This window comes from Tsuneonella amylolytica, from assembly GCF_003626915.1.
Classification (GTDB): Bacteria; Pseudomonadota; Alphaproteobacteria; order Sphingomonadales; family Sphingomonadaceae; genus Tsuneonella; species Tsuneonella amylolytica.
This window is the reverse complement of sequence record NZ_CP032570.1, coordinates 1,977,110-2,001,228: the sequence shown is the minus strand read 5'-3', so window position 1 is coordinate 2,001,228 and position 24,119 is coordinate 1,977,110. Positions and strand designations below refer to the sequence as shown.

Annotated in this window: 27 protein-coding genes; 10 read left to right on the top strand and 17 right to left on the bottom strand. The window is 68.0% G+C overall.

Going from position 1 to position 24,119, the window contains the following annotated elements:
- Positions 1-61: 61 nt before the first annotated feature.
- On the bottom strand, positions 62-778 hold the full coding sequence (locus tag D4766_RS09790) for an alpha/beta hydrolase (RefSeq protein ID WP_234024768.1): 717 nt from the start codon (positions 776-778) through the stop codon (positions 62-64).
- Positions 779-875: 97 nt separating this feature from the next.
- Here D4766_RS09790 and D4766_RS09785 point away from each other — a divergent pair, with 97 nt between their 5' ends.
- Positions 876-2,384: a YifB family Mg chelatase-like AAA ATPase gene (locus D4766_RS09785; protein WP_120717293.1), complete on the top strand. Its 1,509-nt coding sequence runs from the start codon at positions 876-878 to the stop codon at positions 2,382-2,384.
- Between the two features lie 63 nt (positions 2,385-2,447).
- Positions 2,448-3,290, top strand: coding sequence for a hypothetical protein (locus tag D4766_RS09780; RefSeq protein ID WP_120717292.1), 843 nt, complete (start codon positions 2,448-2,450; stop codon positions 3,288-3,290).
- Between the two features lie 4 nt (positions 3,291-3,294).
- Here the strand turns inward: D4766_RS09780 and D4766_RS09775 are convergent, their stop codons facing one another.
- Together D4766_RS09775 and D4766_RS09770 are read right to left on the bottom strand one after the other, a co-directional pair.
- Positions 3,295-3,564 (bottom strand): hypothetical protein, encoded by a 270-nt coding sequence (locus D4766_RS09775; RefSeq protein WP_234024767.1) that lies wholly within the window; start codon positions 3,562-3,564, stop codon positions 3,295-3,297.
- Between the two features lie 38 nt (positions 3,565-3,602).
- Positions 3,603-4,154 carry a winged helix-turn-helix transcriptional regulator gene (locus tag D4766_RS09770; RefSeq protein ID WP_120718162.1) on the bottom strand — a complete coding sequence of 184 codons (552 nt, stop codon included), beginning with the start codon at positions 4,152-4,154 and terminating at the stop codon, positions 3,603-3,605.
- A 159-nt stretch (positions 4,155-4,313) separates the two neighbouring features.
- On the opposite strand from D4766_RS09770, the gene D4766_RS09765 reads away from it, so the two are divergent.
- Positions 4,314-4,655 (top strand): CC_3452 family protein, encoded by a 342-nt coding sequence (locus tag D4766_RS09765; protein WP_120717291.1) that lies wholly within the window; start codon positions 4,314-4,316, stop codon positions 4,653-4,655.
- Positions 4,656-4,743: 88 nt separating this feature from the next.
- Here the strand turns inward: D4766_RS09765 and D4766_RS09760 are convergent, their stop codons facing one another.
- On the bottom strand, positions 4,744-5,379 hold the full coding sequence (locus D4766_RS09760; protein ID WP_120717290.1) for an HAD family hydrolase: 636 nt from the start codon (positions 5,377-5,379) through the stop codon (positions 4,744-4,746).
- 69 nt (positions 5,380-5,448) lie between these two features.
- The gene (gene ykgO, locus D4766_RS09755; RefSeq protein WP_029941846.1) at positions 5,449-5,574 is read right to left on the bottom strand and encodes a type B 50S ribosomal protein L36; all 126 of its coding nucleotides are present in this window, start codon (positions 5,572-5,574) and stop codon (positions 5,449-5,451) included.
- 177 nt (positions 5,575-5,751) lie between these two features.
- On the opposite strand from ykgO, the gene D4766_RS13845 reads away from it, so the two are divergent.
- Both D4766_RS13845 and D4766_RS09740 read left to right on the top strand, forming a co-directional pair.
- Complete coding sequence (locus D4766_RS13845) at positions 5,752-6,360, top strand: DUF4136 domain-containing protein (protein ID WP_162935734.1); 609 nt, start codon at positions 5,752-5,754, stop codon at positions 6,358-6,360.
- Positions 6,357-7,514, top strand: coding sequence for a M14 family metallopeptidase (locus D4766_RS09740; RefSeq protein WP_120717287.1), 1,158 nt, complete (start codon positions 6,357-6,359; stop codon positions 7,512-7,514). The genes D4766_RS13845 and D4766_RS09740 overlap by 4 nt, the downstream gene beginning before the upstream one ends.
- Here the strand turns inward: D4766_RS09740 and D4766_RS09735 are convergent.
- The 5 genes from D4766_RS09735 to D4766_RS09715 form a co-directional block, all read right to left on the bottom strand.
- Positions 7,511-8,026 (bottom strand): DUF421 domain-containing protein, encoded by a 516-nt coding sequence (locus D4766_RS09735; protein WP_120717286.1) that lies wholly within the window; start codon positions 8,024-8,026, stop codon positions 7,511-7,513. The two genes, D4766_RS09740 and D4766_RS09735, sit on opposite strands and share 4 nt — an antisense overlap.
- A 67-nt stretch (positions 8,027-8,093) precedes the next feature.
- The gene (locus tag D4766_RS09730; RefSeq protein ID WP_234024766.1) at positions 8,094-9,110 is read right to left on the bottom strand and encodes a S66 peptidase family protein; all 1,017 of its coding nucleotides are present in this window, start codon (positions 9,108-9,110) and stop codon (positions 8,094-8,096) included.
- A complete protein-coding gene (locus tag D4766_RS09725) occupies positions 9,107-9,529 on the bottom strand; it encodes a cytidine deaminase (RefSeq protein ID WP_120717285.1) in 423 nt (140 codons plus the stop codon). The genes D4766_RS09730 and D4766_RS09725 overlap by 4 nt, the downstream gene beginning before the upstream one ends.
- Positions 9,530-9,646: 117 nt before the next feature.
- A complete protein-coding gene (locus D4766_RS09720; RefSeq protein WP_234024765.1) occupies positions 9,647-10,348 on the bottom strand; it encodes a glycoside hydrolase family 25 protein in 702 nt (233 codons plus the stop codon).
- A 19-nt stretch (positions 10,349-10,367) separates the two neighbouring features.
- Positions 10,368-10,868: a UPF0262 family protein gene (locus D4766_RS09715; protein WP_120718160.1), complete on the bottom strand. Its 501-nt coding sequence runs from the start codon at positions 10,866-10,868 to the stop codon at positions 10,368-10,370.
- Positions 10,869-10,985: 117 nt separating this feature from the next.
- Here D4766_RS09715 and D4766_RS09710 point away from each other — a divergent pair, with 117 nt between their 5' ends.
- Entirely contained in the window at positions 10,986-12,512 is a 1,527-nt protein-coding gene (locus D4766_RS09710) for a replicative DNA helicase (protein ID WP_120718159.1), read from the top strand.
- Between the two features lie 3 nt (positions 12,513-12,515).
- Here the strand turns inward: D4766_RS09710 and D4766_RS09705 are convergent, their stop codons facing one another.
- Positions 12,516-13,679, bottom strand: a complete 1,164-nt coding sequence (locus D4766_RS09705) for a phospholipase D-like domain-containing protein (RefSeq protein ID WP_120717283.1) — start codon at positions 13,677-13,679, stop codon at positions 12,516-12,518.
- A gap of 92 nt (positions 13,680-13,771) precedes the next feature.
- On the opposite strand from D4766_RS09705, the gene rpoZ reads away from it, so the two are divergent.
- Positions 13,772-14,116: a DNA-directed RNA polymerase subunit omega gene (gene rpoZ, locus D4766_RS09700; RefSeq protein WP_120717282.1), complete on the top strand. Its 345-nt coding sequence runs from the start codon at positions 13,772-13,774 to the stop codon at positions 14,114-14,116.
- Between the two features lie 81 nt (positions 14,117-14,197).
- Here the strand turns inward: rpoZ and D4766_RS09695 are convergent, their stop codons facing one another.
- Positions 14,198-14,431, bottom strand: coding sequence for a DUF3072 domain-containing protein (locus D4766_RS09695; RefSeq protein ID WP_120717281.1), 234 nt, complete (start codon positions 14,429-14,431; stop codon positions 14,198-14,200).
- A gap of 89 nt (positions 14,432-14,520) precedes the next feature.
- Between D4766_RS09695 and D4766_RS09690 the strand changes: the two genes are divergently transcribed.
- On the top strand, positions 14,521-15,591 hold the full coding sequence (locus tag D4766_RS09690) for a DUF3667 domain-containing protein (protein WP_120717280.1): 1,071 nt from the start codon (positions 14,521-14,523) through the stop codon (positions 15,589-15,591).
- Positions 15,592-15,595: 4 nt separating this feature from the next.
- Here D4766_RS09690 and D4766_RS09685 read toward each other — a convergent pair whose 3' ends face one another.
- From D4766_RS09685 to D4766_RS09675, 3 genes are all read right to left on the bottom strand, one after another.
- Positions 15,596-15,952, bottom strand: coding sequence for a hypothetical protein (locus D4766_RS09685; RefSeq protein WP_162935733.1), 357 nt, complete (start codon positions 15,950-15,952; stop codon positions 15,596-15,598).
- 102 nt (positions 15,953-16,054) lie between these two features.
- The gene (gene ftsH, locus D4766_RS09680; protein WP_120717278.1) at positions 16,055-17,998 is read right to left on the bottom strand and encodes an ATP-dependent zinc metalloprotease FtsH; all 1,944 of its coding nucleotides are present in this window, start codon (positions 17,996-17,998) and stop codon (positions 16,055-16,057) included.
- 102 nt (positions 17,999-18,100) lie between these two features.
- Entirely contained in the window at positions 18,101-18,949 is an 849-nt protein-coding gene (locus tag D4766_RS09675; protein ID WP_162935732.1) for a peptidylprolyl isomerase, read from the bottom strand.
- A 275-nt stretch (positions 18,950-19,224) separates the two neighbouring features.
- Between D4766_RS09675 and D4766_RS09670 the strand changes: the two genes are divergently transcribed.
- Together D4766_RS09670 and D4766_RS09665 are read left to right on the top strand one after the other, a co-directional pair.
- A complete protein-coding gene (locus D4766_RS09670; protein ID WP_162935731.1) occupies positions 19,225-19,701 on the top strand; it encodes a heme oxygenase-like domain-containing protein in 477 nt (158 codons plus the stop codon).
- Entirely contained in the window at positions 19,698-22,253 is a 2,556-nt protein-coding gene (locus D4766_RS09665) for an HWE histidine kinase domain-containing protein (protein ID WP_120717275.1), read from the top strand. The genes D4766_RS09670 and D4766_RS09665 overlap by 4 nt, the downstream gene beginning before the upstream one ends.
- 13 nt (positions 22,254-22,266) lie before the next feature.
- Here D4766_RS09665 and D4766_RS09660 read toward each other — a convergent pair whose 3' ends face one another.
- Both D4766_RS09660 and D4766_RS09655 read right to left on the bottom strand, forming a co-directional pair.
- Complete coding sequence (locus D4766_RS09660) at positions 22,267-23,073, bottom strand: class I mannose-6-phosphate isomerase (protein ID WP_120717274.1); 807 nt, start codon at positions 23,071-23,073, stop codon at positions 22,267-22,269.
- Positions 23,070-24,104 (bottom strand): mannose-1-phosphate guanylyltransferase, encoded by a 1,035-nt coding sequence (locus tag D4766_RS09655; protein WP_234024764.1) that lies wholly within the window; start codon positions 24,102-24,104, stop codon positions 23,070-23,072. The genes D4766_RS09660 and D4766_RS09655 overlap by 4 nt, the downstream gene beginning before the upstream one ends.
- Between the last annotated feature and the right edge of the window lie 15 nt (positions 24,105-24,119).

Sequence of the window (24,119 nt, the reverse complement as noted above, 5' to 3'; positions counted from 1 at the left end):
TCCTCGGTATCTAAGAATGCAAAAGGGGCAGCCCGCGAGGACCGCCGTCAGGGGCGCGCCACTATGGGAAGCCCGCCCCCAAGTCAAGGTAAGCGATGCTCGGTGCCTTCGAACCGATCCATTCGCGCATCTCGGCCGCGGTGAGCCAGCGCGCGCCCTCGTTGGGGACCGAGTTAGTCATAGCGTAAAACGCCTGCGCATCGGCGAGCCCCATCTCGCGATAGTATTCGATGTAGGCCCGGTTGGGCGCGGCATCGACGTCGAAATCGCCAGCCTCGCGGCCGTCCGAATCGCGCCATGAATGAACGGCGAACTCCGCCCCGTCGTCGATGCGGCGGGTCGCGCCGGCCAGGAACAGCTCGACCGCGCCCGAGCGTACCGAGCCACCGGCCGGCACATGGGTCGCGATGCCGCGTTCGCGAATCATCCGACCGAGCGCAAGGTTCGCGGTATCGTCGTCGGTTCCGGGGCACTCGACCATTTCGATCGTCGCGATACCGGGGTGCCGGGCCAGCATCGCGGCGAACTGGCGGGGGCTGGCGGCATCGGTCGCATCGACGAGCGCGGCCCGGTCGTCGCCGATCACCCTGAACGGTCCGAAGGCTTCGCCTTCCGGCAGTGCGGGGCCGCGGCCCGCGACGAAGCGCCCGGCCCCTTCCGCCTCCACCCATTCGGCGACGATCACCGTCACATGGCGCTGCGCCTGTGCCGGAGCGGCAATGAGAGCAACGAGTGCAAGGAACGGGGCGGCAAGCGAACGCATGGCCACGAAATGCATCCGGCGCCCTTGCGAAAAGGCGAAGCGCTATACTTGCGATTGCGTTGACCATCCCCGCTTTGCCCGCCAGAACGCGCCGGCAATTCAGGGGGTTTCGGTGGTCGCACTGGTCCGGACGGTGGCCTATCTCGGGCTGGAGGCGCGCAGCGTCGAGGTGCAATGCCAGGTCGCCGCCGGCATGCCGCGCTTCAATGTCGTCGGCCTGCCCGACAAGGCGGTGGCCGAAAGCCGCGAACGGGTCCACGCCGCGCTCGCCGCGATGGGCCTCAGCCTGCCGCCCAAGCGGATCACGATCAACCTGTCGCCAGCCGACCTGCCCAAGGAGGGCAGCCACTACGACCTGCCCATCGCGCTCGCCCTGCTGGCGGCGATGGGCGTGACCGATGCCGAGCAGCTCGGCGACTGGATCGCGGTGGGCGAGCTGGCACTCGACGGCCGCATCGCGGCTTCGCCCGGCGTCCTGCTCGCGGCGATCCATGCCAGCGAGCAGGAGGCGGGCCTGATCTGCCCTGCCAGCCAGGGGTCGGAAGCCCGCTGGGCGAGCGGCGTGCCGGTGATCGCCGCGCCCGATCTCGTCAGCCTGCTCAACCATCTGAAAGGCACGCAGCGGCTGCCCGATCCGCTTCCCGGCGAGGTGGAGGAGCCCGGCTTCGGTCCGGACCTGCGCCAAGTGAAGGGCCAGGAAACCGCCAAGCGCGCGCTCGAGATCGCGGCGGCCGGCGGGCACAACCTGCTGATGATCGGCCCTCCGGGTGCGGGCAAGTCGCTGCTGGCAAGTTGCCTACCGGGCATTCTTCCGCCGCTCACTCCGGCCGAGGCGCTGGAGACCAGCATGGTCGCCTCGGTCGCAGGCACGCTCGAAGGCGGCCGGATCAGCCGCGTCCGCCCGTTCCGCGCGCCTCACCATTCGGCCAGCATGGCCGCGCTTACCGGCGGCGGGCTGAAGGTGAAGCCGGGCGAAGTCAGCCTCGCGCATCTCGGCGTCCTGTTTCTCGACGAACTGCCCGAATTCCAGCGCGCGGTGCTCGATTCGCTGCGCCAGCCGCTCGAGACCGGCAAGGTCGACGTCGCCCGCGCCAACGCGCACGTCAGCTTTCCCGCGCGCGTCCAGATGGTCGCCGCGATGAACCCGTGCCGATGCGGCCACCTCGGCGACCCGGCGCTCGCATGCAGCCGCGCGCCGCGCTGTGCCGCCGACTACCAAAGCAAGGTGTCAGGCCCGATGCTCGACCGTATCGATCTCCATGTGGAGGTTGACCCGGTGAGCGCCATGGACCTCGCGCTGCCCCCGCCCGCCGAAGGCAGCGCCGAAGTCGCCGCCCGGGTCGCCGCCGCACGCGCCGTCCAGACCGCCCGCGCCGCCGAAACCGGTGCGCGCACCAATGCCGAACTCGACGGCGAGCCGCTGGAGCGCTTCGCCGCGCCCGACGAGCCGGGAGCGAAGCTGCTGATGCAGGCGGCCGAGGCGATGAGGCTATCGGCGCGCGGCTATACCCGCATCCGCCGGGTCGCGCGCACGATCGCCGATCTGTCGGGGGCGGAGACGGTCGGCCGGATCCATGTCGCCGAGGCCCTGAGCTATCGCCGCAGCGCTCCGCGCGCCTGACGGGCGACGCGGCACTGGTGCCGGGCGCCTGCATCCGGCATTGGGGTTTGGACCATCCGCCCCATGACCACCGACTTCCCCCCTCACGCCGCGTACGATCCGGACGGCGATCGCCCGCGCGGCATCTTCGCCGCGTTCGACGCGCGGTGGCCGGAGGTGCGCCGGCGGTTCGTGGGAATGGCGCTGGCATTGGCGCTGGAAAGCTTCCTGCTCCTCCTGCTGCTCACGCTGGGGCAGGGCATAACCGGTTCGCGCGAGGGCGCCGAGAGCCTGACGAGCGTGACCTTCGCGCCGGACACGCCGCCGGCGCCGGAAGTCGAGCCGCAGCCCGAACGCGAAACGCGGCCCTCGCCGCTCGATCCGGTGCAACAGCCGCCCCGTCCCCCGGTGGAGCGCCAGCCTTCCGCGCTGCCGGTGCCGGTCCCCGCCCCTCGGCCCATGCCCACGCCCGCGGCGACCCTGCCCGTCGCAACCAGTACTCCGGCAGCGCCGGCTGCCGCCGTACCCGGCCGGATCGCGGCCCGTTTGCGCGACGATGTCAGCGGCCCCGCGGGCGGGTCTCGCGCATCGTCGTCGGGAGATTCGCAGATTGTCGGCAGCGGGCCTCGCGGCGAGCCGGTCTATGCCGCCCGCTGGTACCGCGAGCCGAGCCAGCAGGATCTGCGCGGCTACCTGTCCACCGTCGACCAGCCCGGGTGGGCGACGATCAACTGCCGCACCGCGCCCGCGTGGCGGGTGGAGGACTGCTACCTCCTCGACGAGTATCCCGATCCCGGAACACTCGGGCGCGCGGTGCTGGCAGCGGCCTGGCAGTTCCAGGTCCGCCCTCCGGTAAAGGGCGGAAAGTCGCTCGTCGGCGAATGGGTGCGCATCCGCATCACCTACGAAGCGCGCCGGGCGCCTTAACGGATCATTCGACCCCAGCGGCCCAGTCGGCGTAGGGCGTGTTTCGGGCCATGTGCCGGTTGTAGTCGGGCGCCCCGTCGGTCCACCAGACCGGGCCACGCTCGCCCAGCGCCACCTTCGCTGCGTGCACGGCGGCACGGGCGGCCTTCATGGCTTCCTCATCGTCCTTGGCATCGCGTACCGCACGGCGGGCGGCCATCAGGTCGGCGACAAGACGGTCTCGGTCCTCCCGCGAAAGGCCGGGATTGGCCGCCCGCCAGAGACGGCCGCGCACGACGATGTAGCGCTTGTCGGGAGAGAGCGGAGCGCCGCTCAGCGGACGGCGGCGACCCGCAGGGCCGATGCGTCGTCGTCCCGGACCCGGTCGAAGCCGTCGGCAGGAGCGGCCACGGTGCCGTCGGCCCGCTTGCCGAGATCGGCCCGATCGACGAACAGAAGGTCCTTCGGCCCCAGGACACGGCCGTCGTGCGACACGATGGCGATGGGCCCGATACCCAGCCGGTCCTGCTCGTCGGCAAGGACGGGGTTTTCGACCACATCGCCGCCGCCGTATTTCTGGCCCCACTGGCGCAGTGCGACCATGGCGGGGAGCAGGTCCATCCCCTTCGCGGTCAGGCGATATTCGATGCGGCGGCGGTCGTCGGCACACGGTTGCCGGTCGAGAATGCCGTGCTGGACCAGCTTGGCCAGCCGGTTCGACAGGATGTTCCGCGCAATGCCGAGTTCGCTCAGGAACTCCTCGAAATGGTACAGCCCGTTGAAACTGGCGCGCAGGATCATGAAGCTCCACCGTTCGCCCATGACTTCGAGAGCCTCGGGCAGGCCGCAGGCGGTCATTTCGTTCAGCGGTTCGCGCAGACCCATCGGAAATCCCTCTTTCGTTTTCGCCTTGTAACCGAACTGCAACGCCACTGAAACGCGAAACTAGGTTTTCTGTTGCAACTTAAAATCGGTTTGATTAGGTATCGATTCGCAACCGGTATTCCTTTGAAGCCGGCTTGGCCATACGAAAAGGAAAACACGATGCCTCTCTCGCTTCGCGGCGGTCGCCCCGCCGCAGCCGTGGTCGCGCTCGCCTGGACGGCGCTGACCATCGGCACCGCCATTGATCCCTCTCCCGCTTACGCTGCTGGGTCCGATGGCCCATACTATCGCGCGGAACTGACCGCGCCGGTCGAAAAGACCCGCCCCATCGCGAGCGGACAGGTCTGGACCTGCACCGACACCGCATGCGTCGCCTCGCGCGGCACGAGCCGCCCGGCGATCGTCTGCGCCCGTCTTGCCAAGGAAGTCGGCCAAATTTCGAACTTCGTCGCCGACGGCAAGGCGCTCGCCGCCGAAGACCTGGCGCGCTGCAACCGCTGAGATTTCCAGACCACCCTGTCCTCTCCGACCCGACAGGTGGCAGCCTCGAACGCCCCCGGCAGCGATGCCGGGGGTTTTTCTTTGCCGCTCAGATCAGGCCGCGAGCCGCCAAGTCGGCTTCGAGCAGGGCGGCGTCGCGAAAATGATGCACCTGCCAACCCAATGCGCGCGCGGCGGCGACGTTGTCGGCGTTGTCGTCGATGAAGAGCATGGTTCCTGGTTCATGGCCGAAGCGTTCGGCAGCAAGCTCGAAGATGGCGGCACCGGGCTTGGCGAGCTTCTCGTCGCCCGACACCACGATGTCGCGCATACGATCGAGCACCGGCAAGGTGGGGCGGAACTGCGCCCAGAATTCCGCGCCGAAGTTGGTGATCGCGTAAAGCGGCACGCCGCGCGCGTCGAGGCGCTCGACCAGCTCCGCAGAGCCCGGCACCGGACCCGGGATCGTCTCGAGGAAGCGGGTGGCGTAGGCCTCGATCTCGGCGTCCCAATCGGGATGGAGCGCCTTCAGCTCGGGCACCATCTCGCCCAGCGGCCGGCCCGCGTCGTGCTGGAAATGCCACTTTTCGGTCACGACGTTGGCAAGGAACCAGTCGAGCCGTTTGGGATCGGCGATCAGCTTTCCGAACAGTGCGCGCAGATCCCACTGGATCAGCACGCGGCCGATGTCGAATACGACCGCCTCGACATCGCCGGTCGCGGTTTGCGGATCGGCGTCAGGCACGACAAAAAGCCCCCGTTTCGGCGGGGGCTTCCGGTACCGACCAGCCGCGGACGAACCGCGGCGCGTGCATCAGCCCTGGCGGGCCTTGAAGCGGCGGTTGGTCTTGTTGATGACGTAAGTGCGCCCGCGGCGACGGATCACGCGGCAATCGCGGTGACGGTCCTTGAGCGACTTGAGGCTGTTGCGGATCTTCATGACTGTTCCAATGCCCGGCGATCCCGGGTCCCAAAATCGAAGCGCGGCACCTAGGGATGCGCCCCGGCCAAGTCAACCCGCCGCGACGGGTCACGGCAGCGGCGATACCGCCTCGCGTTCATCGGACGGCCATCGACAAAGCGCTATGGTTTCAATCGCTTTCACAGGGGCCGTACCATGAAAATCGCATTCCCGCTCGCTGCCGTCGCCGCACTCGCGCTCGCCGCGCCCGCTGCCGCTACCGAAGTTGCCGTCACCCGTTTCCACACCGCCGAATCGCTGGCCGCCGCCGCGCCCGGCCCGATCGCCGTTCGTGCGGGTACCGGGCTCGAGCCGGGCAGCCTCGAATCGCAGGCGTGGACCGATGCGGTCGCCGCGGCGCTCGTGCGCCAGGGCTTTACCGTCGTGGCCAATGCCCCGAGGGTCGCGGTGGTCAACCTCGAGCAGGTGGAAGTCGAGAACGGTCGCGCGCGGTCCGGCAGCGGTGTCAGCGTCGGTGTGGGCGTGGGGTCCGGCGGCGGATATTACGGCCGGCGTAGCGGTGTGAACCTCGGGCTCGGCCTCGGTTTCCTCTTCGGCGGCAACCGTTCCAGCGCGGCGCTCGACAGCACGCTGGCGGTCGCGATCGAGGATGCGAACGGGGTCCGCGCGTGGGAGGGCCGCGCCGAAGCGGCACCGCGTGCAGGCTCGAAAGACGCCGATCCGCGGCGGCTTGCCGGTGAAATGGCGGGCAGGCTGTTTGCAGGGTTCCCAGGCGTTTCCGGAGCGACTATCGCGGCGCGATGAACGCACAAACGCCGAATTTCGGCATCTCGATCGACGCCGAATTCGACAGCGGCAACATCAATGTCATCGAAATCGACGGCGCCGCCACGCGCCTGTCGATCCCGGCCGACCACATGAGCGAATTCCGCCAGTGGTTCCATTTCCGCGTTTCGGGAGCGAAGGGCCGCGAACTGACGCTGAAGATCGTCGATCTCGGCACCTCGGCCTATCCTGAAGGCTGGCCGGGATACCGCGCCTGCGTCAGCGAGGATCGCGAGTTCTGGGGCCGTGCCGACACGACTTACGACAAGGATGCCGACGGCGGCACCCTCACGATCACCTACACCCCTGCCAGCGACATCGCCTGGTTCGCATACTTCGCGCCCTATTCGATGGAACGGCATCACGATCTCGTCGCCGAAGCGGCTGCCAGCGAGGGGGTGGACTATCGCCGGCTCGGCACCACGCTCGACGGGCAATCGCTCGATTGCCTCGAATTCGGCGAGGGCGACACGCAGGTCTGGCTCTACGCACGGCAGCATCCGGGCGAATCGATGGCCGAATGGTGGATGGAAGGCGCGCTCGCCTGCCTCACCGATCCGTCCGACCCCGTCGCCCGCGCGCTGCGCCAGCGCTGCCGGTTCCACGTCGTGCCCAACTGCAATCCCGACGGCAGCCGCCGGGGCCACCTGCGTACGAACGCGGTCGGCACCAACCTCAACCGCGAGTGGGAGAGCCCCTCCGCCGACAAGTCGCCCGAGGTCCTCGCGATCCGCAACGCGATGGACGAAAGCGGCGTCGATTTCGCGATGGACGTTCACGGGGACGAGGCGATCGCCGCGGTCTTCCTCGCCGGGTTCGAAGGCATCCCTTCGTGGACCGACGAACTGGGCGACAAGTATTACCGCTACCAGCGCATTCTCGAACGCCGCACGCCCGATTTCCAGACCGCCAAGGGCTACGCCGTGTCGAAGCCCGGTACCGCCAACCTCTCGATGAGCACCAACCAGCTCGCCGAGCGGTTCGGCGCCTGTTCGATGACATTGGAAATGCCGTTCAAGGACAACGACGACCTGCCCGACGAAGCGCAGGGGTGGAGTCCGGAACGCTGCCGCCTGCTGGCGCGCGATTGTCTCGCCGCGCTGCTCGAATGGCTGGGGCCCGACGCGGGCTAGACGCCCCGCACCCCCTCGAGCAGCACCGGCTCGAGGCGGTCGCCGTGCAGGACCGATACGTCGCCGGTGGTTTCCAGCACCGCGGCGCGCACGTCCTTCAGCTCGAGCACGTTCGCCTCGCGCAGCTTGGCCACGAGATCGCCGCGCGCGACGCGGCTCTGTTCCAGGGCGGATGCGATGAATTCCCCGTCGCGCATCAGCAGCAGCGGCTCGTTTTCCAAGACGCCCCGCATCGCCTTCGAATTAATACGCAGCCGGGCGGCGATGAACTGGATCGCGAACAGCCCCGCCATGGCCGCCAGCGACTGGGCGTAGGCGGTCCAGCTGCTCGACTGCGACGCGCTCGCCACCAGCGAACCCATCGCGACCGTCATCACGAAATCGAAGTTCGTCATTTTCGAGAACGAACGCAGCCCCACGACCCGCACCAAGAGCACGACCCAACCGAGCGCGACAACGGCCAGCAGCGCACCGCGCACCAGTGCATCGGCGAGTTCGTTTTCGAATAGCATGGTGCGTTCCCCCTCGGCGGGGCAGTATTGCCCTGCTGACGATACGGCTGGGGAGCGCGGGGTTTCCCTATCCGACGATGGGGCGCAGCAGCCGGATCGTCCGGGCATCCGCGTCGAGCTCCACTTCGGCCCCGGATGGCAGGCAGATCTGGTTGCCGACATGGCCGAAGCTCGCCCCGGTAAACGCCGGCACGCCGAGCGGCGCGAGATGCTGGTCGATCACCTGGTCGAGGGTGAAGCCCGACCCCGGCGTCGTGCAATCGGTGCACTGGCCGAAGACCACGCCCGCAAGCTTGTCGAGCACGCCCGCCAGTTTCAGCTGCTGGAACATCCGGTCGACGCGGTACTCGGCCTCGCCGACATCCTCGAGGAACAGGATCGCACCGGTAAAGTCGGGCAGCCAGTCGGTCCCCATCAGCGTGCTGACGATGGTCATGTTACCGCCCAGCAGACGGCCTTGCGCCCGCCCGGCGGTAATCGTGCGCCCCGCCCGCCCGGTCACGGATTCCACACTTGCCCCACCCAGGACCGGCCGCGCGCCGGCAAAGGCGAGCTGCCACAGGCTTTCCCACTGCACGGGGCGCCAGCTGCTGGTCGCGTTGCCGCCGTGGATCGTCGCGAAGCCCGCGCGCGCGGCGTAGGCGAGGTGCAGCGCGGTGACGTCGGAGTAGCCGATCAGCAGCTTGGGGTTTGCGCGCACCGCACCCCAATCGATGAGCGGCAGGATCCGCGCCGCGCCCCATCCGCCGCGCACCGCGAAGATCGCGGTCACATCGGGGTCCGCGACCATCGCGTTGAAATCCGCCGCGCGCTGCGCATCGGTGCCCGCGAGGTAGCCGTAGCGACTGCCGGCGTTGGGGCCGACCTTGGGGACGAGGCCCATGCCGCGGATCCAGTGTTCGGCCCTCGCGAGCCCTTCTTCGGGATCGATCGCGCTGGCGGGCGAGGCGAGCCCCACCGTGTCGCCCGGATCGAGGAAGTCCGGCAGGCGGCGCGCCGCTTCGCGAAAGGCAGCCGGAGCGGCGACCGGCGCGGCCATCGCTGCGGCCGCCAGCCCCCCGAGCACGGAACGACGGTCGATCACGCCAGGCTGGCCGGCCCGAACGCATGGGGCAGCAATTCGCCGAGGCGCACCGACTTCACCTCGTGCGGCCCGACGCACAGCACTTCCGGGTCGGTACCGCCGAGCTGCGCGAGTTCGTTGAGCACCTGCCGGCACCGTCCGCATGGCGTGATCGCATCGGCGCCACCCCGGTCATTGGGCCCGGTCACGGCGACTTTGACGAGGCCGCCCCGCACGCCGGCGTCCATCGCCTTGGCGATGGCGACCGTCTCGGCGCAGAGCGCGAGGCCATAGCTCGCGTTCTCGATGTTGGTGCCGGTGACGACGCTGCCGTCTGCGAACAGCAGCGCGGCGCCCACCGCGAAGTTCGAATAAGGCGAATAGGACTGTTCGGCGGCCGCGCGGGCGGCGGCGATGAGGTCGGTGTCCGAAACTGGCATGGTCGTTCCCGTGTGCGGCGAGGTGCGCGGGCAGCCGCCGGTCGCAGCCGCCTCGCGAGATGTTAGAGCCTGATTGGGCAATCGCGGGCCGCACGGCAACCGCGATATGCAGCGCGGCTATGGCCGCACCACCACCCAGCGCAAGGGTTCGTCTGCGGCATCGCTGGCGAACGCTTCGTTGGCGGTCCACATCAGCCACGGCCGTCCGGCATAGGTCGGCTCGCGCCACGTCCCTTCGACCCACAGGTTGCGCTCGATCCGGCCCGCCAGGTGATAGCGATCCTCGAACGCCTGCGAGGGTTTGAGGATCGCCGGCTTGCCCGCGTGCGCCTCCACCTGGTTGATGAGAGTCATCAGCTCGCTTTCGACCGCCGCCTCGCTGACCGGTTTGGGACAGTCTTCCGCCGTCCGGTCGAGCGCGATGGCCGGCGGTAACAGGTCGCCCGCGCGCGGCACGGTGACGACGAAGGCGGCCGATTGCCCGTCGGCCATCGTGCACGGATCGAACCGATGCACCGCGCCCACCTGCAGCCCCGCCTCGCGCGCCTTGGCGAGGTTGGGCGCGAAGGCCGGGTCGCGGCCCGTCTCGCCATCGGTCGCGTCCAAATAGACGAATCGCGCACCAAGTGCCTTCAGCGTGTCCATCCGCACCAGCCCGTCGGCGGCGGACAGTTCGGCCCCCTGGTCGGGCCATAAAGCGGCGTCGGGCGTCCAGTGGCGGAGCGACCACCACGACCACGCCACCGCGGCGATAACCGCGAGCACGGCCACGCCGAGCACTCGCGTGCGCCAGCCCATGGCCTTGCGTTTACGTCCCACGATTCGCGATCCCCGTTGCTCAGCCGCGGATATGCAGCACGCAGATCAGCGTGAACAGGCGGCGTGCGGTGGGGTGATCGGTTTCCACCTTGCCTGCGAGGCGTTCCAGCAGGAGATCGGCGGCATCGTTGTGGATCGCGCGCCGTGCCATGTCGATCGTCTCGATCTCGGCCGGGGTCGCCTTGCGGATCGCCTGGTAATAGCTGTCGCAGATGGCGAAGTAGTCGCGGATGGGCCGGCGGAACCGGGCGAGGCCGAGCACCAGCGTCTCGAACGGTTCGGCCGCGCCGGCCGCCGCGATGGACAGCGCGAGCCGTCCGTCCTGCACCGCCAGCCTCAGGTCGTAGGGACCGTCGTGGCCCGCCTCCACCCCGCGCACAGGTTTGAAGGCGTTCTCCTCGATGAGGTCGTAGATCGCCACGCGGCGTTCCTGTTCGATATCGGCATTGCGCCAGAGGATCGTATCCTCGTCGAGCGCGATCTTGGCGATCCGCCATGATTCCCTGAAGCCGCCGGTCATGGTCGGCGAGCCTTCGCAGATGGCCGCGGGTGCCCGCAAGGCTTTCCACAACCCTGTCCGCGAGCTTTCGCCGCAACGTGCTTTTCCCGCACCCGCGCTTCGACCATGGTGCGGCGCATGGCCGAAACCGACCTCCTCATCCGCCCCGCGACCGACACCGCCGCCGATTCGCCCACGATCCGCGCGCTGCCCGCCAATATCGAGGCCGAGGCCGCGTTCCTGGGCGCGGTGCTGATCGACAACCGGGTGCTGGAAGAACTGGCCACCCCCATCCTGCCGCGCCATTTCTTCGAGCCCGTGCACCAGCGCGTGTTCGAACGCGTCGTCACCCTGCTCGACAGGGGCGCGGTGGTGACGCCGGTGACGCTGAAACCCTATTTCGAGGCGGACGAGGCGCTGAAGGAACTGGGCGGCATCACCTATCTCGCCCGCCTGACGGCCGACGGACAGGGTCTTCTCGCCCCGCGCGAACTCGCCGAACAGATCTACGACCTTGCGCTGTTGCGCGAACTGGTGAGCGTGGGCCGCAACCTCGTCGAGGGGGCGCTCGACACGTCCGAATCGGTCGCGCCGATGGAACAGATCGAGGCGGCCGAGGCCGCGCTGTTCGAAGTGGCCGAGGGCGCGACGACCAATTCGGAAGCCACCAGCTTCGGCATGGCGACCAACAAGGCGCTGCGCCAGATCGAGAAGGCGATCGGTTCGGGCGGGCACATCGCCGGCACCACCACCGGCTTCGTCTCGATCAACGACAAGATCGGCGGCCTGCACGATTCCGACCTCGTGATCCTCGCCGGGCGTCCGGGCATGGGCAAGACCTCGCTGGCCACCAACATCGCCTTCAACTGCGCCGACCGAGCCTTACGCGACAAGCGCGACGGGATCGACGAGAAGGCGAGCGTGGGCGCGGGGGTGGCCTTCTTCAGCCTGGAAATGAGCGCCGACCAGCTCGCCACCCGCATCCTGGCGGAAACCGCCGGCATCTCCTCCTCCGCGCTGCGAATGGGCAAATTGAGCCGCGACGAATTCCAGCAGCTCTCGTTCGCCAGTCAGAAGCTCGCCGAACTGCCGCTGTTCATCGACGACACGCCCGCGCTGACGATCGCCTCGCTGCGCACGCGTGCCCGGCGGCTGAAGCGCAAGCACGACATCGGGCTGATCGTGGTCGACTACCTCCAGCTGCTGCAGGGGTCGGGCCGCGCCAACGACAACCGGGTCAACGAGATTTCCGAGATCAGCCGCGGCCTCAAGACGCTCGCCAAGGAACTCGACCTGCCGGTGATCGCGCTGTCGCAGCTCAGCCGCGCGGTCGAACAGCGCGAGGACAAGCGGCCGATGCTGTCGGACCTGCGCGAATCGGGCTCGATCGAGCAGGACGCCGACATGGTGTGGTTCGTCTACCGCGAGGACTACTACGTCGCCGCGCGCGAGCCCAAGGTGCCGCAGGGGGACGACGATCCCAAGGTGCACGACGCGCACATGGCCTGGGCGAGCGAGATGGAGCGCGTCCACGGCCTCGCCGAACTCATCATCGCCAAGCAGCGCCACGGTTCGACCGGCAAGGTGCGGCTGAAGTTCGAGCCCAACATCACCCGCTTCTCCGACCTCGCCGACGACGGGCGCGGCTACTCCAGCTACGACTGAGCGCTAGAGCCCCAGGTTGAGGTTGCGGCTGACGGTGTAGTCGACGACCGCGACGAGGAACCACGAGGCGTTCCAGCGGATGCGGTTCAACAGGCCGGCGCGTTTCTTGTGCTCGCTGGGCGTGATGCGCGTCGCGGCCCCCAGGTGCTGGCCGATGTATTCGCTGAGGCGGTCGGCGAGCGCCCGATCCTCGATCCGCAGCATGACCTCGAGATTGAGGTAGAGGCTGCGCATGTCGAAGTTCGCGCTGCCGACATAGCTCTTGTCGTCGATTACGATCACTTTCGTGTGGAGCTTGCAGGCGTCGAATTCCCAGATCTCGGCGCGCCGCTTCAGCAGGTAGTCGTAAAGCGAGCGGGTCGCGCCGATGGTCGCGCCGTTGTCGCTCTTGCCCGCCATCACCAGCCGCGCCCCTTCGCGGCAGGCGACATCGCCGATGGCCTTGAGGTTGCGGTTCGACGGCGAGAAATAGGCCATGATCATGTCGAGCCGCTGCGCGCCGGTGAGGTCGCTGCGCACGCACCGGGCCCAGCTCGAAAGGCCGCGCGTCGGCCCGCCGATGAGTATGCGGACCGGCCCGTCGCCGGGTTGCCAGTGGCGCACCATGCGGCGGATCGCGCGCCAGTTGGCGTGGGGGTCCTCGGTCCAGGCGTCGAGCTGGTCGAACCAGCGCGACAGGTCGTCCACCGCCGAACCTTCCACCGTCACGCCGAGGTCGTTCCACCCATTGAGCGCGGGCGGCGCGAAATAGCTGTCCTCGACATTGAAGCCGCCGATCATCGCCTGCCGCCCGTCGACGATGACGATCTTCTGGTGGTTGCGGATGAGGTAGCGCTGGGTCCACCGTGGGGAGAAGCAGCAGAACTTCGCGCCCGCATCGCACATCGAGGAGAAGAACTCCTTGCGCGCATCCGCCCCGAACCCGTCGAGGATGAGGTTCACCCTCACCCCGCGCCGCGCCGCACAGGCCAGCGCGTCGCGCACCATCACCCCGCTCGCATCCTCGGTGAATATGTAGAAGCACATCCGGATCGATTCGCGCGCGCTTTCGATCATCGCGATCAGCGCGGCCAGCCGGTCCTTGCCGGCCGGGTAGAAGACGAGCTTCTGACCTTGCGCCTCGACGGTGAACGGCGGCGGATCGACATAGGGCGGCGCGGCGGTCATGGCGCGGGGCCTACCGGCAAATTCTTGACTTGGCGAGGCATCGGGCCTAGGCGATCCCCTTCCCAGAAACACCTGTTTGACCGGAGTGCCATATGGCGCGCGTTACCGTCGAAGATTGCGTCGACAAGATCCCCAACCGTTTCGACCTCGTTCTGCTGGCCGCGCAGCGCGCGCGCGAGATTTCGGGCGGCGCGGAACTGACCCTCGACCGCGATCGCGACAAGAACCCGGTCGTCGCCCTGCGCGAGATCGCGGAGCAGACCGTGGGCCCCAAGGACCTCCACGAATCGGTCGTCGTCGGCCTGCAGAAAATCCTGCCCGACGACGAGGACGAGGCGGACGAGATCGGCAGCCTCAGCCAGTCGGCCGAAGCGCTCCGGATCACCGCGGCCGCCCCGGCCCGCCAGACCTCGGTCGGCGGCGACTACGACGGCTGATCCCGCTTCACCCGCGATATAGAAAAAGGGCCGCCCGCGAGGGTGGCCCTTTTTCGTCGGGGCGGGTTCCGCCGGCCCGGCCTACTGGCCCCGCCCGGTTTCCGCCTGCAGAGCATCGATCCGCTTCGACGCTTCGGCCTTGGTAAGGCCGGTATCGTAGGCATCGGGCTGGCCGGCTTCCTCGCTCAACGTCTTGAGATAGCTCGCCTGCGCGCCGGTCATGGCCTCGTCGCCGGTGGTCCATTCGTCAGCCGGCTTCTCGGCGTTGGAAACGGGTTCGGACTTGGGATGCTCGCTTGGGGTGGGTGCAGTCATGGGGTGAACTCCTTTCCCCATCCAACCGCCATGTTCCATGTATGTTCCCACTGGCGCGAGCGCTTCGCCGTCGTGTATTGCGCAGACCCATGTCGGGGGACTTCAGCGAGATCGCCACGGGGCTGGCCGATGCCGGAACGGGGGCCACGGTATCGCGTGCGGTGGAGCCCGAAGCGGGCGAGGATGCCGGTCACACGCAAGAGGGGGCCTGCCTCAACTGCAGCACTACGCTCGTTGGCAGCCATTGCCATGCCTGCGGGCAGCGGGCGCACGTCCACCGAACGGTGGGCGCGTTCTTCCACGACCTGCTCCACGGCGTGCTGCACTTCGAGGGCAAGACGTGGCGGACTATTCCGCTGCTCGTCTGGCAGCCCGGCCGGCTGACCCGCGAGTACATCGACGGCAAACGCGCGAGCTACGTCAGCCCGATCGCGCTGTTCCTGTTCGTCGTGTTCCTAAGCTTCGCCCTGTTCAATGCGCTGGGTGGCGGGTCGGCGCCGACTGTGATGCCCGAAGGCGTCGGCACCGAACAGGCGCGCCTCGCCTACGACACGAACACCAAGGAGATCGCGGAGTTGAAGGCGCAGTTGCCGGACGCGGCCGGGGCGGAGCGCGAGAGGATCGAGCAGAGCATCGCCTCGCTCGAGGAAGACCAAGAGGGCCTGTCGAGTGCGCTCGAGATGTCCGACGATCTCGCCGAAGGGTTTCGCACCGGCTTCGAGGAAAATCCCCTGCCCGCCGGCAGCACGATCGCGAAGGCGGTGGAGCACGTGCGCGAGAACCCGCAACTCGCCATCTACAAGGCACAGACGAGCGCCTACAAATACAGCTGGATGCTGATCCCGCTGTCGGTGCCGTTCGTGTGGCTGCTGTTTCCGTTCAGCCGGCGGTTTCGCGGCTACGACCACACGGTTTTCGTCACTTACTCGATCACCTTCATGATCGCGCTGGTGGCGGTGGTGAGCCTGCTGTTCTGGTTCAACCTGGGGAGCATCGGCGGGCTGCTGCTGCTCTATGCCCCGTTCCATATGTACCGGCAGATCCGCGGTACCTATGGCACTACCCGGGCGGGCGCGATCGTGCGGATGATCCTGCTGAGCGCCTTCGCCTGGATCGCGATCGCGCTGTTCGCGGGGATCATCGCGATGCTGGTGTCCTGAACAATCAGCGGCAGGGGTAGTCGCGGATCAGCACGGCACGCCATGCCTGCCGCAGGGTCGAGGCCTTGCGCTGGGCTTGCGGCAGGCGGCCGATCTTCTCCACCACCATGTCCGGGGACATGCCCTTCTTGCGGGCGGCATCGGGGACGCAATAGATCGGCCTGCCGCGGGCGGTCGCAGCCTCGTTCTCCGCCTTCACAAGGGTCGCCGCGTCCTTCATCTGGGCCACCATGGGCTTGGCGCGCTTGTCGAACATCGCGGCCATGCCCTTGCCCATCAGTTCGCGGGCGTTGGTGTAGAATACGTCGGCGTTGATTTCGGACGGTGCGGCATGGGCGGTGGTGCCCACGGCCAGAGCCATTGCAACGGCCATCGCCGAAGCGACCGGTTTGAATGCGCGCACCGCGAAATCCTCCCGTTGGAACCGGACGGCATTTCGCCGCCCGGTCCTGAACGGAAGCTGTCAGCCGGCCTGCGGAGCCTCGCCGCCGAAGCGGCGCCCGGCCTTGGGGATCGCCGAACCGCGCACGGGGCGCGCCAGCGGCTTGCTCGGCTCGTCGGGACGATCGATCTTGCCGCTGTCGAGCAGTTCCCTGATCTCGTCGCCGGTCAGCGTCTCGTATTCGAGCATGGCTTGGGCGAGCAGGTGGAGCTTGTCCTCCTGGTCCTTCAGGATGTCGGTCGCCCGCTTGTGCGCGCCTTCGACGAGGTCCTTGATCTCGGAATCGATCAGCTTGTTCGTCTCGGCCGAACCCATCGTGCGCGCGGTCTGGCCCATGCCGAGATAGCCTTCCTGGCTTTCCTCGTACTGCAGCGGGCCCAGCTTCTCGCTCATGCCCCACTTGGTGACCATGTTGCGGGCGAGCTTGGTCGCGTACTGGATGTCGGAACTGGCGCCGCTCGACACCTTGTCGTGACCGAAGATGATTTCCTCCGCCACGCGGCCGCCCATGCTGACCGCGAGATCGGCATGCATCTTGTCGCGGTGATACGAGTAGTTGTCGCGTTCGGGCAGGCGCATGACCATGCCCAGCGCACGGCCGCGCGGGATGATCGTGGCCTTGTGGATGGGGTCCGACGCCGGCTCGTTCAGCGACACAAGCGCGTGGCCGGCTTCGTGATAGGCGGTCATCTTCTTCTCGTCGTCGGTCATGACCATGGATCGGCGCTCGCTGCCCATCATGACCTTGTCCTTGGCGTCCTCGAACTCCTGCATCGCGACGAGGCGCTTGTTGCGCCGCGCCGCGAGCAGCGCCGCCTCGTTGACGAGATTGGCGAGGTCCGCACCCGAGAACCCCGGCGTACCACGCGCGATGGTGCGGCTGTTGACGTCGGGCGCCAGCGGGACCTTCTTCATGTGGACCGACAGGATCTGCTCACGCCCGTCGATGTCGGGCACCGGCACCACGACCTGGCGGTCGAAGCGGCCCGGGCGCAGCAGCGCGGGGTCGAGCACGTCGGGGCGGTTGGTCGCCGCGATGATGATGATGCCTTCGTTCGCCTCGAAGCCGTCCATCTCGACGAGGAGCTGGTTCAGCGTCTGCTCGCGTTCGTCGTTCGAATTGCCGAGGCCGTGACCGCGGTGGCGGCCGACCGCGTCGATCTCGTCGATGAAGACGATGCACGGCGCGTTCTTCTTGGCCTGCTCGAACATGTCGCGCACGCGGCTGGCGCCGACGCCGACGAACATCTCGACGAAATCGGAGCCGGAGATGGTGAAGAACGGCACGCCCGCTTCGCCCGCGATGGCGCGGGCCAGCAGCGTCTTGCCGGTGCCGGGGCTGCCGACGAGCAGCGCGCCCTTGGGGATCTGGCCGCCGAGCTTGGAGAAGCGCGACGGGTCCTTGAGGAATTCGACGATCTCCTCCAGCTCCTCGCGCGCTTCGTCGATGCCGGCGACGTCGGCAAAGGTCACGCGGCCCTGCTTTTCGGTCAGCATCTTGGCCTTCGACTTGCCGAAGCCCATCGCGCCGCCCGCGCCGCCACCCTTCTGCATCTGGCGCAGCGCGAAGAACGCGATGCCGAGGATGAGGATGAACGGCAGCGACTGGATCAGGAGGTAGAGGAGGACGTTGGGCTGGTCCTGTTCCTTGCCGCTGTACGACACGCCCTTCTCGTCGAGAAGCTGCGGCAGCTGGCCGTCGCCGGGGATCGGCACGGTCGAGAACGTATCGCCGTTCTTCATCGTGCCGGTAATCCGGTCCGGCGCGATCGCCACGCTCTTGACGGTACCGGCCTCGACGCGGGTCTTGAACTCCGAGTAGCCGATCGCCGAGCCCGGCGCACTGGCCGCCTGGCCGAACATCGAGACCACCAGAAGCAGGGCGAGGAATATCCCGCCCCACACCATCAGGCTCTTCATCCAGGGATTGCCCCCGGGGCCCTGCGGCTCCTTGTCTTCGCTCATGCCGGTTCGCCGTCCTTTCGTGTGCCTGAGGAATGTAGGCACCGGGGGGTGAATGGCAAGATAACGGGGCGGGCGAATGGGCGTGCGGAACGAGAAATCGGCCTAGCCGCCCGTTTGCACCGTGTAACGCCGACGCAGCGCCTCGTACGCGGCATCGGCGCGGGTCGCCGCGGTGGCCGCCCGCCAGTCGGCCTCCACCCGGTCGCGCACGGTCTCGAACGCCGGGATGGTGCCGGGCTCGCGGCTTCGCAGGCGCACGAGATGCCAGCCGAGCGTACTTTCGACCGGGCCTTGCCATGCCCGGCCGAGACGCAGGCCCTCGATTGCGATCGCAAAATCCTCGCCCATCTCGCGAGCGACGGCGGGGCGGCCGGCGTCCGCGAAAGCCGCCGGCAACCGCGAGGGGTCGCCGACACGCGCCCAGTCGGCACCGCCCTCGATCAAGGCGCGGCCCACGACGGCGCGGGGGCGGGTCTCGAAGAACACCTGGTCGAACCCGAGCCGCAAGTCTTGCGCGAACCGGTCCGGATGATCGCGCAGCCAGCGGCGCAGCGTCGCCTGGTCGGGCGGATCGTCGTCGCTGGCGTCCGCCGCCGCGCCTTCCATCAATCGTGCGAGCCGCTTGCGCACGACAGGATCGCCGCGACCCAACCCGCGCCGCAGCGCTTCGCGATAGAATACTTCCTCGCGCACCCGGTCTTCAATGGCGGCGCCGAGTTCGGCCTGCGTCGGCGGCCCCCCCTGGACCTCGGCCAGATTCGCGGCGATCTGCGCGCGGTCGGCCGGGGTCAGCACGATCGTGCGCCCCGGCGGCGGATCGGCAGCCGCAGGCTCCATGACGAGATATGCCACGGCGAACCCGATTCCCGCCCCCAGCACCAGCGCGGCAAGCAGCGCCCGCAGCCGATTGCCGCTTCCGGGTAATGCGTGGTCGGTCGACGGCGTGTGCACGATCCGAATATAGCGGGTTCCGGGCGCTGCCGCACCCTCAGCCCCGCGCAACAATGAATTTTCAATAGGCGGAACTTATGGGTTCCCACGAAGGTTATGCCATATCGGGGGCGAGCGGGATCATTGCGCGCGCCCTCCGAACGACGAGAAAACAGGTCGCGCGGTGGTGGCGCTTCCGGCAGTGGAAGAAGCGTAAAGGCGTGCAGGACCCACAATCGATCAGGCAGGTGTTGCGCGGGGCAACCGCAGACGATCACGCTCAGCTCGATACGGGCATGGCCGTTCTCGACCTGGCCCAGCCCCGATACTACGCGCGCTTCCTTCAGGTCCAGTACGCCGCGCGCTTGCCGATCGAGGCCTGGGTAGGGACAGCCGTTTCCGCCGCCTTGCGCCCGCCGGTCCAGACCCCTCTCATCGCAGCCGATCTCGCTGCCATCGGTCATAGCCCGCCGCGCTCCGCCCCCGCATTCAGCGCGCCCGCCGCGGGAGCGATCGGCGTCGCGTGGGCGCTGGCGGGCTCTTCTCTCGGCAACGGTGCCATGCTGGCCGACCTGCGCAAGCGCGATGCGAGCGTACCGGTTGCATTCCTGTCCGACGATGCCATGCCCGCGTTCTTCGCCCGCTTGCGCCCCCGTTTGCAGGACCCGTTCGCCGATACCGATACGCGCGATGCCGCAATCGCCGCCGCGCGCGCCGTCTTCTCGACGTTCGCCGCCGTGCTGGCCAACACACCCATGAAAAGAGCCGCATGACCCCCCAAGCCGAAGTCGACCTCACCAACTGCGACCGCGAGCCCATCCACCTGCTCGGCGGCATCCAGCCTTTCGGCGCGCTGGTGGCGGTCAACGGCGACTGGATCGTCTCGCATCACTCCGCGAACTTCGACGAGATGCTGGGCGCCGGCAGTGCGATCTCGACCGGGGTGCAACTCGCGCAAATCCTGTCGTCCGAGGCGCTAGGGCGTCTGCGGACCGCGCTCGCCCGTCTGCGCGGCACCGACCCGGTCGAACGGATTTTCGGCATGCCGATGACCGGCGGGGGGCCGCTGTTCGACGTCGCGCTGCACGTGTCGGGCTCCAACACCGTCATCGAGTTCGAGCCGCACGACGCGGTCGGTTTCACCAGCCATGTCGGCACCCTGCGCGCGATCATGACCGATCTGGAGGACCGCAGCGAGGTTCAGGGTCTGGTCGACGAGGCGGCTCGGCACATGCAGCGCCTGCTCGGGTTCGACCGGGTGATGGTCTACAAGTTCCACGAGGACCTGTCGGGCGAAGTCATCGCGGAAGCGCGCGAATCCCACCTCGAGGCGTTCCACGGGCTGCGTTATCCCAAAACGGACATCCCGGCGCAGGCCCGCGCGCTCTACATCCGCAACCCGTTCCGCATCATCAGCGACGTCAACTGCGAGCCGGTTCCGCTCATACCGCAGCTCAGCATCGAGGGACGGCCGCTCGACCTGTCGCTGTCCACCCTGCGCGCGGTTTCGCCGATCCACCTCGAGTACCTGCGCAACATGGGCGTCGAGGCGTCGCTGTCGATCTCGATCATCGTCCGCGGCAAGCTGTGGGGCCTGTTCGCCTGCCACCACTACAGCCCCCGCACCCTGCCCTATTCGCTGCGCACGGTCGCCGAACTGTTCAGTCAGCTCTTCTCGCTGCTCCTCGATCGAGTGCTGACCGATATCGGTAGCCAGCTTTCGGCCAAGGGGCGCGAGCTTCACGACAGGCTGATGGCCCGGCTCGCGGGCGGGGTGTCGCTCGTCGAAAGCCTGCCTACGCTCGATGGGGTGATCGGCGAGGTGATCCCGCACGACGGTTCGAGCGCCTACATCGACGGCATCTACCGCACCCGGGGCGCAGCGCCGAGCGAGGAACAGTTCAAGGCGTTGATCCCGGCGTTGAATTCGGGTTCGACCAGCCGGACGTTCGCATCGAACGAACTGGCGTCGCGCATTCCCGCCGCGCAGAATTTCTCCCACAAGGTCGTGGGCGCCATGGTCATTCCCGTCAGCCGCCGCCCGCGCGATTATTTCGTTCTGTGGCGCAAGGAACTGCAGAAGTCGGTGATCTGGGCCGGCAATCCCGAAAAGCCGGTCGAGTACGGCCCCAACGGGGCGCGGCTCACCCCGCGCAAGAGCTTCGAGGCGTGGCAGCAGTCGGTCACCGGACAGAGCGCCGAATGGACGACGGAGGAATGCCAGATCGCCGAGTCGCTGCGGGTCACCTTGCTCGAGGTGATCCTGCGCCTGACGGACGAGGCCGTGCAGGCCCGGGCCCGCGCACAGGAACAGCAGGAACTGCTGATCGCGGAACTGAACCACCGGGTCCGCAACATCCTCAACCTGATCCGCAGCCTCATCAGCCAGTCGCGGCACGAGGCGACCGACATCGCCAGCTTCAGCGAGCTGATCGGCGGGCGCATCTCCGCACTAGCGACCGCGCACGACCACATCACGCGGGATCACTGGACGCCTTCGTCGCTCGCCGAACTGATCGAGAGCGAGGCCCACGCCTATCTGGCGGGCAAGGAGGACCGGGTGACCATCGAAGGCGACGACGTCCTCGTCGCGCCAGAAGCCTACACGGTCCTGGCGCTCGTCCTTCACGAGATGATGACCAACTCGGTCAAGTACGGCGCGCTTTGCGACAGCAGCGGTTCGGTGACGCTCACGCTGTCGCAGGACGATCACAAGGACCTGTGTATCGAATGGCGCGAGCGGGGAGGCCCGCCGGTCCGAGCGCCCGAGCGGCGCGGTTTCGGCTCGACCATCATCGAGCGTTCGATTCCGTACGAGCTCAAGGGTGATGCCCAGATTCGCTACAAGCTGTCGGGCGTCGAAGCCGAATTCATGATTCCCGGGCGCTACGTCCAGCCGGGCAAACCGCGCACGGGCAAGACAGCGGAGGAATCGCGGGTGCCGCATACGATGGAACGGTCGGCCGGTTCGATCCCCGGCCATGTGCTGGTGGTCGAGGACAACATGATCATCGCCATGGATACCGAGGACAGCCTGCGCTCGCTGGGCGTAGGCACGGTAACGACCGCGGGCAGCGTGGCCTCGGCTTTGGAATCGATTTCCAAGGACCCGCCCGAGTTCGCGGTCCTCGACTACAACCTGGGCAACGAAAGTTCCGACGCGGTGGCGGCCAAGCTGAAGACCATCGGCGTGCCGTTCGTGCTGGCAACCGGGTACGGCGAACTGGCCGACAAGCTCGAGGAACACGGGGCGATGGGGCTTCTGAAAAAGCCCTATGGCAAGGCCGAGCTGAGCGAGCTGCTGGAAAAGATCGCCCGGGGCTGAGCGGGCGGGGAAGCTAGACCGGCTGGGCGATCAGCGCCCGGCCGCCCCGCGCGAACGCCACGTCATCCAGCGATGCGGCGAGCCCGCAGCCGCCGGCCACGATCTCTTCACCCGCCAGCGTCACCGGCGCATCGACGGGAATTACCAGGAGCGCCCGGTCGCCGTAACGCGCCTTCGCTTCGTCCGACGGCGCGCCGTCGAGCCAGTCGAGCCGGAAATGCGGCCCGTCGACGAGCGATACTTCGCCGGTATCGGGCACGTGCCGCCGCAGCCGCTCGGGCTGGGGATAGCCGTGCGCGATCGCCACGCCTTGGTCGAGATGCAACTCGCGCGGGCGACCGTAGTCGTAGAGGCGATAGGTGATGTCCGAGTTCTGCTGGACCTCGATCAGCGACAGCCCCGCCCCGATCGCATGGACCGTGCCGGCATCGAGGTAGATGAAGTCGCCCGGCTGCACGTCGTGCCATGCGAGCAGCTGCTCGATCGAACCGTCGAGCGCGGCGGCGCGCATCTCGTCCGGCGACACATCACGGGTGAAACCGACCGCGAGCTGCGCGCCGGGATCGGCGGTGAGGACGAGCCAGCACTCCTCCTTGCCGCGGCTGCCTTCGGGTGCCTGCGCGTCCGAAGGATGGAGCTGGACCGACAGCTTCTCGCTGGTGAAGAGATACTTGACGAGGAGTTCGGGCAGTTCGGGCGGCGGTTCGAACCAGATTTCCCCGATCCGCTGGCCCTCGGGCGCATTGAAGGGTGCAGGCAGCGTCTCGCGGCCCCAGACCTTCTCGACCGACTTCGTCTCGAGTGCGCGGGAGACTGTCACTGGTTCGCCGCTCCCGAAAGCTTGCCGACCCGCTGCGCGCCGGCTGCGGTCGTGACAAGCACCTCGTCGCCGTCGACGACGACGATGACGTCTTCCAGTCCGATCACCGAGACTCGCGGCCCGTCGGTCTCGACGAGGACGTTGCGGCAGTCGACCAGTTCGGCATTTCCGATCGTGCGGTTGCCCGCCTCGTCGCCCGGACGCGCATCGCGCAGGGCATCCCACCCGCCGATGTCGGACCAGCCCATGTCGGCGGGGACGACCGCGGCGCGGCGGGTGTTTTCCATCACCGCGTAATCGACCGACTCGCCTTCGATCGCGGCGAACGGTTCGGGCGCGGGGTGGAAGGTCTGCCCGTCGTAACGGCCGCCAGCGACCGCCTGCCGCACGGCTTCGGCCATGTCGGGCCGGTGCGCGGCGAGTTCGTCCATGAACGCGCCCGCACGGAAGGCGAAGATGCCGCCGTTCCAGGCGTGCCCGCCCTCGGCCAGAAACCGCTCGGCGGTCTCGAGGTCGGGTTTCTCGACGAAGCGGTCGACCCGGTTGCCGCCTTCGATCGGTTCGCCCGTCCGGATGTAGCCGTAGCCCGTTTCCGGGCGCACCGCAGCGATGCCGAAGGCGACCATCCAGTCGTCGGCGGCGAGTTTCGCGGCCGCCTTTGCGGCGGCAACGAAGGCATCGGGCTCGGCGATGTGGTGGTCGCTCGGGCAGACGAGCATGATTGCGTCCGTCGGCAGCAGCGCGGCGGCAAGACCGATGGCCGGCGCGGTGTTCTTGGCAGCCGGCTCGACGATCACGGTGGGGGTGTCGCCCGCCTGTTCGGCGATGTGGCATACGTGCGCGGAGCCCGCGACAATGACCGCATTGGTAAAGGTCCCGTCGTCGATGCACCGGTCGAGCGTGGCCTCGAACATCGTGCGTTCTCCGACCAGCGGCAGGAAGGGCTTGGGCTTGGGCTTGCGGCTGCGCGGCCAGAGGCGGGTGCCGCTGCCGCCGCACAAGATGACGGGGGTGATCCGGGGAGGGCTCATCGCACCCATAACGCG